Here is a 6,847-nt window from a genome sequence, read left to right on the forward strand (position 1 = left end):
CCTTCACAGGGACCTATCCCGCCCGTCCGGAAACCCGCCGCATTCATGTCCCTAAAACCAGCGATATTTTCATTCGTTTGCCCACGTCATGCATTTCCAGGATGATCTGCGTATATTGCGGGACATATCAAGGGGCGACGATGAAGGCATTGCTGGTTCTCCTGAGCGTCGCCGTCGTGGGCGCGCTGGTCGCCGTTCTCCTGGTGTTGCGAACTCCGGCGGACGACGGCGCGGAGGTGAACCGCGTGGCCTCGGCCTCCACCGCCACGCCCCCGGTCTCCCCCTCCGCCGCCCCTGTCCCCCCGGCGGCCCGGAAAAGCGTGCTGCTGGACGTCGAGGGCGCCGTCATCGAGGAGTTCTCGGGCGACTGCGCGAACAGCGGGCACCCCTACCTCTGCCGGTACGTCGGGCGAGAACTCGCCGCCGTGGACCCGGGACTGCCCGCCCGAAGCGGCCTGACGATCCGCACGACGATCGACCAGCGGCTCCAGCGGGCGGCCCAGCGGGCCGTCGACGCCCGCGTCCACCGCGACGACCCCCAGGTCGCCGCCCAGGTCATGATCGTCCCAGGAGAGGGCGCGATCAGGGCCATGGTGACCAGCAGCGGGAACGGCGACGTGCCGGGCTTCCAGCAGGGCACGACGGCGATGCCGTACACCCTGGCCGCGGCGTTCGCCGCCGGTCTGCGCTTCGACGACGGCCTCCTCGTCTCGGACGAGTACCAGGCCCCGAGCCTCTCGTCGTTCAGGAACTGCGCGGACCAGCAGGTCGCCGATCCGGCCCACTCCATCGTCAACCGGGAGAGGAAGGGGGAGCGCTTCGTCACCCTGCGGTCGGGCACCGTGGAGGCGGTGAACACCTTCTTCATGCGCCTGGAGGAGAAGGCCGGCCTGTGCGAGACCGTCCGGACGGCCGAACGGCTCGGGCTCCGGCGTACCGACGGCCGTCCGCTGCAAGAGTTCGAGACGTTCACGCTCGGCATCAACGAGACGGATCCCGTCTCGGTGGCGAACACCTACGCGACCCTCGCCGCCCGCGGCCGCTTCTGCGAGCCGACGGTGATCACGGAGATCCGCGACGCCTCGGGGACGCCACGTTTCTTCCCGCCGCGGTGCCGGGAGGTCCTGGACCCGGCGGTCGCCGACGCGGTCACCGCGGTGCTGTCGGACGCCCTGGCGGGGAGCGTGCCGCAGGGCGTCGGCCGTGAGGCGGCGGGCATGCCGGGCACGTCCGACGGCTACATCGCGGCCTGGTACGCCGGCTACACCCCCGCCCTGGCCTCGGCCGTCAGCCTCGGCGACCCGCGCGGCGCGTTCAAGCACGCGCTGCTGGACGTCACCGTCGGCGGCCGGCACTACGAGCGGGTGGACGGCGCGTCGATTCCCGGCCCGATCTGGAGGGAGACGATGACCGAGGCGTTACGGGGAACGCCGGAGACCGGCTTCACCCGGCCGGACGAAGGCCGCTTCGGCGCATGCCGCGAAGCCTGCCCGGGCTGACCGGCCCCGGGCGGCGACCCGGCCGCCTCACGCGGAGCGGCCGGGCACTCCCGCACCGGTCCGGGATCCGGGGCCGGTCACCCGACGAGCCGGACCTCGCCGGGGGCGGTCGTCTACGTCGTCGGTGTCAGCCGACGCTGGCGATGACGGCGAAGCGCGCGCCGTGGGGGTCGGAGAGCACGGCGAAACGTCCGACGTCCTCGATGTCCACGGCGGGTGCGACAAGGCCGCCGCCGAGCTCCCGCACCCGGGCGACGGACGCGTCACAGTCGGCCACCTCGAAGTACGACAGCCAGTGCGGCCTGTCCCCCTCCTGGAGCGCCATGACGCCTCCCAGGTCCTGGCTGTCGTCACCGGCGGTCGACAGCAGCAGGTACGGCATGTCGCCGAACGCGATGTCCTGGACCTTCCAGTCGAAGACGGCCTGGTAGAAGGGACGGACGACGTCCAGCCCAGGGACGTACAGCTCCAGCCAGGCCAGGGAGCCGTTCTCGGTGACGAGGTCCAGACCCTTGGTGGTGCCCGGCTGCCAGACGGCGAACTCCGCACCGCCGGGATCGGTGAACGCGGCCATCCTGCCCTTGTCGAAGACGTCGTCCGGCGCGATGCGCACGGTCCCGCCCGCCTGCTCGACCGCCTTGGCCGTGGCGTCGGCGTCGGCGGTGTGGAAGTACGGCGTCCACGCCGGAACCGCCCCCTCCTGGGTGAGCGGCCCGACGGCGGCGACGACCTTGCCGTCGAGCTCGAAGAAGCCGTAGCCGCCCGCCTGCGGACCGGCCGACCGGAAGTTCCAGCCGAGCAGGGAACCGTAGAAGGCGGCTGCGGCCTCGACGTCGGGCGTGCCCAGGTCGATCCAGTTGGGGGCGCCGGGGACATAGCGGGTGGTGAGCATGGGCCTCTTCCTTGATGGGGGCACGGGCCGGTGACCCGTCCTGCGGATTGCCGGACTTCCGGACTTCCGAGCTTCCGGGACTCCGTGCGCGGGGGCGGAATCGTCGAACCGATCGCCCGCCAGCCTGACAGACCCCACCGACAGTTCCTCGATCACCCGCACCCGGGCCCGGGCCCACACCGGCCGTCGAACCGCGGCACGCGGCACGCGGAAAAGAAGCGGATGAGAGGCGGGAAAGAAGCCGCCCGCGGGAGTGCCGGGACGCTCACCCCGCGGCGTCGCCCCCTCCGCGCACGCGTCGCACGAGGTCGTCGGCGGCCTCCGGCCACCGGGGGTGGCCGAAGGCGAAGCCCGCCTCGAGCAGGCGGCCGGGGACGACCCGGCGGCTCTTCAGCAGGAGTTCGGTGTCCGAGCGCAGCGCGAACGCGCCGATCTCGGCCATCCACCTCGTCGCGGGCAGGCCGATGCGGGCACCCCACGCGGCGCGCAGCACGCGCATGAACGCACGCTGCGGCAGGGGCTCGGGGGCGGCGAGGTTCACCGGCCCGGCGAGGTCGTCCCGGCCGGCCAGGAACTCGACGGCGCGGACGAGGTCGCGGTCGTGGATCCAGGACATGTACTGCGCACCGCCCGCGACCGGGCCGCCGAGGCCGAGCCGAGCCATCCGCGACAGGACGTCGAAGACACCGCCGCGGTCGGGACTCATCACCATGGCGGTGCGCAGCGCGACCTTGCGCGTGTGCGGGGTGTCGGCCCGTTCCTGTTCCCGCTCCCACGCCTTCGCGATCTCGACGCTGTAGGCCCAGTAGCGCGGGACGCCGGGTTCGGTGCCGCCGAGCACGCCGGTCGCCTCGTCGTTGGGGGCGTCGAATCGATGGGCGTAGACGGTGGCGGTGCTCATCTGCAGCCAGACCCGGGGCGGCCGGGCGGCGGCCGCGATCGCCTCGCCCACGACCCGGGTGGAGTGCACGCGCGAGTCCATCATGGCCCTCAGGTTGGCGGGGGTGTAGCGGCAGTCGACGCTGCGACCGGCCAGGTTGACCACCATGTCGCTGCCGTCGATCTCCTCCGCCCAGGGTCCCGGGGTCTCCCCGTCCCAGCGGACGTCGCGCTCCCGTACCGGCCGCCGGGTGAGCACCACGACGTCATGTCCCGCGGCCGTCAGCGCGCGGTCCAGGATCGCACCCACCTGGCCGCTTCCTCCGGGTATCACTATCTTCATCGGACCCCCCAGGATCGGTGGGACCAGCCTAGAGCAGCGCACTGAACGCGTTCAAAAGAGGGTGGCCGTCCATGCCGGAGACAGCGGAGGCCTTGGCGTGACATGAGGACGCCGGCCGCCTCGATGTCTCGAAGTCATCGGTTTCCGGTGCCCCCGGCACCGCGCCGAAAAAGGCCGGCGGTTTCACCCGGCCGATGATGAGCAACGGTCACCTTTTCCCTGCCCGGGACCTATTCCCGGCGAACTCCGCGACCCGTGACCGAATGGCCTTCTCCAGGTTCACGACCGTGTCATCCGGATCGAGATCGGGCCACTCCTAGAATTATTTAACACGTTTTTTCGCCTTTCTCTACACTGTAACTGGATAACGTCGGACAATCATGAGACGTCTCCGGCCCCGCCGACGCGGCCGGCCCCGTACGACACGCTCATTCGTCCGATGGAAGGAGAGATTCGCGGTGGCGACGGCAGAGGTGGTGCCGAGACGATGGTCCCTGGTGGGCCGTGACGCGGAGCTGAAGGCGTTCGAGGCCGTCCTCGACGGGACCGGTCACAACGGTTTCTTCATCTTCGGTGAGCCCGGCGTCGGCAAGACACGGCTGGCGGAGGAATGCCTCGCCCTCGCCGGCCTGCGGGGACACCCCTTGGGCCGCGCCGCCGCGACCGGCGCGGCGGCCGGGATCCCGCTCGGGGCGATGGCCCACCTGCTGCCGGACGGGGTGAACCTGTCGGATCCCGTCGCGGGCTTCGCGACGGCGGTCCGGCTCATGTCGCGGGCCTACACCGCGACGGCCCGCCTCGTGCTGCTCATCGACGACCTGCACCTGCTCGACTCCGCCTCGGCCCTGCTGCTGCGCCAGCTCATGGAGACCGGCGCCGTCTTCCTGGTGGGCACGGTGCACTCGGACGCCTCGTCCGAGGAGAGCGTCGTGACGCTCGGGCGGGGCGACGCCGTCCATCACGCCGACCTCAGGTCGCTGACCTGGCCGGAGGTGAACGAGCTCCTCCGGCGCACCCTGGCCGGGCACGTGCACCGCGAGACCGTCGACCGGCTGCACGCCGCGAGCGGAGGCAACCCGCTCTACCTGGGCGAGCTGGTACGCGGCGCGCTGACCGAGGGCAGGCTGGCGAACGACGGAGAGATCTGGCGGCTGTCGGCCGCCGAGTCCCTTCCGGTCACCCGGCGCCTCACGGACCTGATCCGCCACCGGCTCGCGACGGTGCCCCCGTGCGGCCGCCGCCTCCTCGACGTCCTCGCGCTGTGCGGCCCGGTGTCCGCCGCCGACCTGGAACACGACCCCGGCACCGGCGTCCTGGACGAGCTGGAGCGGGCCGGACTCGTCACCGTCGTACAGGAGGGCCGGCGCACGTACGCCCGCCTGGCGCATCCCCTCTACGAGGAGGTGCTGCCCGCGGACATCACCGAGCTGCGCCGCCAGGAGATCCTGCGCGAGCGGGCGGACAGGCTGGAACGGACCGGCTCTCGCCGCAGGGAGGACGCCATGCGCCTGGCCTCCTACCGGCTCGCCGGCACCGGCACCGCCGATCCGGCCCTCCTGCTCCAGGCCGCCCGGCTCGCCGCGTACGGCGGCGACCACGCCCGCGCGCTCGCCTTTCTCCGGGCGATCCCCGAGGAGGACCTCACCTTCCCGGCGCTGCTCCTGCTCGGCCGCACGCTGTCGGAGGCCGGACGGCCGCAGGAGGCCGAGGACGTGCTGCGCAAGGCGGACGGGCGGGCCACCACGGAGAGCCGCGCGCTGTCGGTGGCGCTGGCACGCACGCACAACCTCATGTGGTGCCGGGGCGCCTCCCGCGAGGAGGCCGTCGCCGCGAACGACGCCGCGCGCGACCGTGTCACGAGCCCCGCGGCCCTGTGGGCGCTGCGGGTGAACGAGGCCAACATCCTCTCCAACCTGGGCCACCACGCCGAGAGTCTCCGCCTGCTCGACTCGATGCCGGACGAGGAGCCGCCGGTGGACGACATCGCGGGCGCGGCGGCGTGGACGGCCGCCGCCGCGACGAGGGCCAGTGCGCTGTCCTTCCTGGGCCGGGGGGAGGAGGCGGTGCGGTGGGCCGAGCGGGCCCTGGCCCTGTGCGCGAAGGCGCGGGACGAGAGCAGGGGTCAGCCCCCGCAGGAGGCGGCCGCGCGGTCCGCCCTCGTCCTGGCCCTGACCGAGAGCGGACGCCTGGAGGAGGCCCGCGTCGCCGGTGAGCGCGCCTACACCGACCCGGCCGGGGCACCGACCGGGTGGCAGCGCACGCTCCTGGTCTTCCCGCTCGCCCGCAACGCCTGGCTTGCAGGGCGTCCCGCCTCGGCGCGCCGCTGGTACGCGGAGATCGCGCACGACACCCGCCCCCAGGGAGTGATCATCCGTCCGCTCGCCCTCGCCGGGCTCGCCGCGGCCGCGGCGCTGCAGGGCGACGTGCGCGCGGCGGAGACCGCCCTCGCCGAGTACGCCGGCCTCGCGGTGCCGGTGCACGTACCCGAGGAACGGCTCGGCGAGGCGTGGACGCACGTGGCGCGGGGAGAGCAGGAGGAGGCCAGGACGGTGCTCAGGGCGGCGGCGGCCGAGGCCCGCGAGCGGGGCCAGTTCTCCTCCGAGACCGTGTTCCTGACCGACCTCGCGCGGCTCGGGGGCGCCGCCGAGACGGCGGGGCGCCTGGCGGAGCTCGCGAGGACCGGAGGACCCTTGACGGCCGCCCGGGCACGGCTGGCGGCCGCGCTGGCCTCGCACGATCCGGCCGGCCTGTCGGCGGTGGCCGGGGACCTCGACCGGATGGGGGCGAGCCTGCTCGCGGCGGAGGCGGCGAGCGCGGCGGCGGAGCTGTGGCGCCGCTCCGGGGATTCCCGCCGGGCCTCGGCCGCCGCGGCACGGTCGGCCGCGAGCGCCGCCCTGTGCGAGGGCGCCCGGACGCCCGTGCTGCGGACGGCCGGCGCGGCCGTGCCGCTCACGGCCAGGGAGAGGGAGATCGCGATCCTGGCCGCCGAGGGGATGTCCAGCAAGGACATCGCGGCCAGGCTGACGATCTCCGTCAGGACGGTGGACAACCACCTGCAGCGGGTCTACGCGAAGCTGGGCGTCTCGGCCCGCCGGGAGCTGGCCGACCGTCTCGGCCGCACGGGCGCGTGACCCGGCGGACCGCCCCCCCCCGGGCCCCGGGGCCCGGGGGGGGGGGGGGCGGGGGCCGCCGGGCCCGGCCCGGGGTAGCCGCGCCGGGCCCCGGGCCGGCCCG

General features: G+C 73.5%; 4 protein-coding genes. 2 read left to right on the top strand and 2 right to left on the bottom strand.

Going from position 1 to position 6,847, the window contains the following annotated elements; all coding sequences use genetic code 11:
* The first annotated feature begins 140 nt into the window (after positions 1–140).
* Complete coding sequence (locus ACIBCT_RS08815) at positions 141–1,499, top strand: hypothetical protein (RefSeq protein ID WP_399186806.1); 1,359 nt, start codon at positions 141–143, stop codon at positions 1,497–1,499.
* 127 nt (positions 1,500–1,626) lie between these two features.
* On the opposite strand, the gene ACIBCT_RS08820 is transcribed toward ACIBCT_RS08815, so the two are convergent.
* Complete coding sequence (locus ACIBCT_RS08820) at positions 1,627–2,391, bottom strand: VOC family protein (protein WP_399186807.1); 765 nt, start codon at positions 2,389–2,391, stop codon at positions 1,627–1,629.
* Positions 2,392–2,656: 265 nt separating this feature from the next.
* Positions 2,657–3,580 carry an epimerase gene (locus ACIBCT_RS08825; protein WP_399186808.1) on the bottom strand — a complete coding sequence of 308 codons (924 nt, stop codon included), beginning with the start codon at positions 3,578–3,580 and terminating at the stop codon, positions 2,657–2,659.
* A gap of 491 nt (positions 3,581–4,071) precedes the next feature.
* Between ACIBCT_RS08825 and ACIBCT_RS08830 the strand changes: the two genes are divergently transcribed.
* The gene (locus ACIBCT_RS08830) at positions 4,072–6,744 is read left to right on the top strand and encodes a LuxR C-terminal-related transcriptional regulator (RefSeq protein WP_399186809.1); all 2,673 of its coding nucleotides are present in this window, start codon (positions 4,072–4,074) and stop codon (positions 6,742–6,744) included.
* Positions 6,745–6,847 lie beyond the last annotated feature (103 nt).

The sequence above is a fragment of the Streptosporangium sp. NPDC050855 genome (genome assembly GCF_044456585.1).
Taxonomy (GTDB): domain Bacteria; phylum Actinomycetota; class Actinomycetes; order Streptosporangiales; family Streptosporangiaceae; genus Streptosporangium; species Streptosporangium longisporum.

Excerpts from the sequence above, each read along its gene's own strand:
- ACIBCT_RS08815 (WP_399186806.1), top strand. The coding sequence starts at position 141 with ATGAAGGCATTGCTGGTTCTCCTGAGCGTCGCCGTCGTGGGCGCGCTG.
- ACIBCT_RS08820 (WP_399186807.1), bottom strand. The coding sequence starts at position 2,391 with ATGCTCACCACCCGCTATGTCCCCGGCGCCCCCAACTGGATCGACCTG.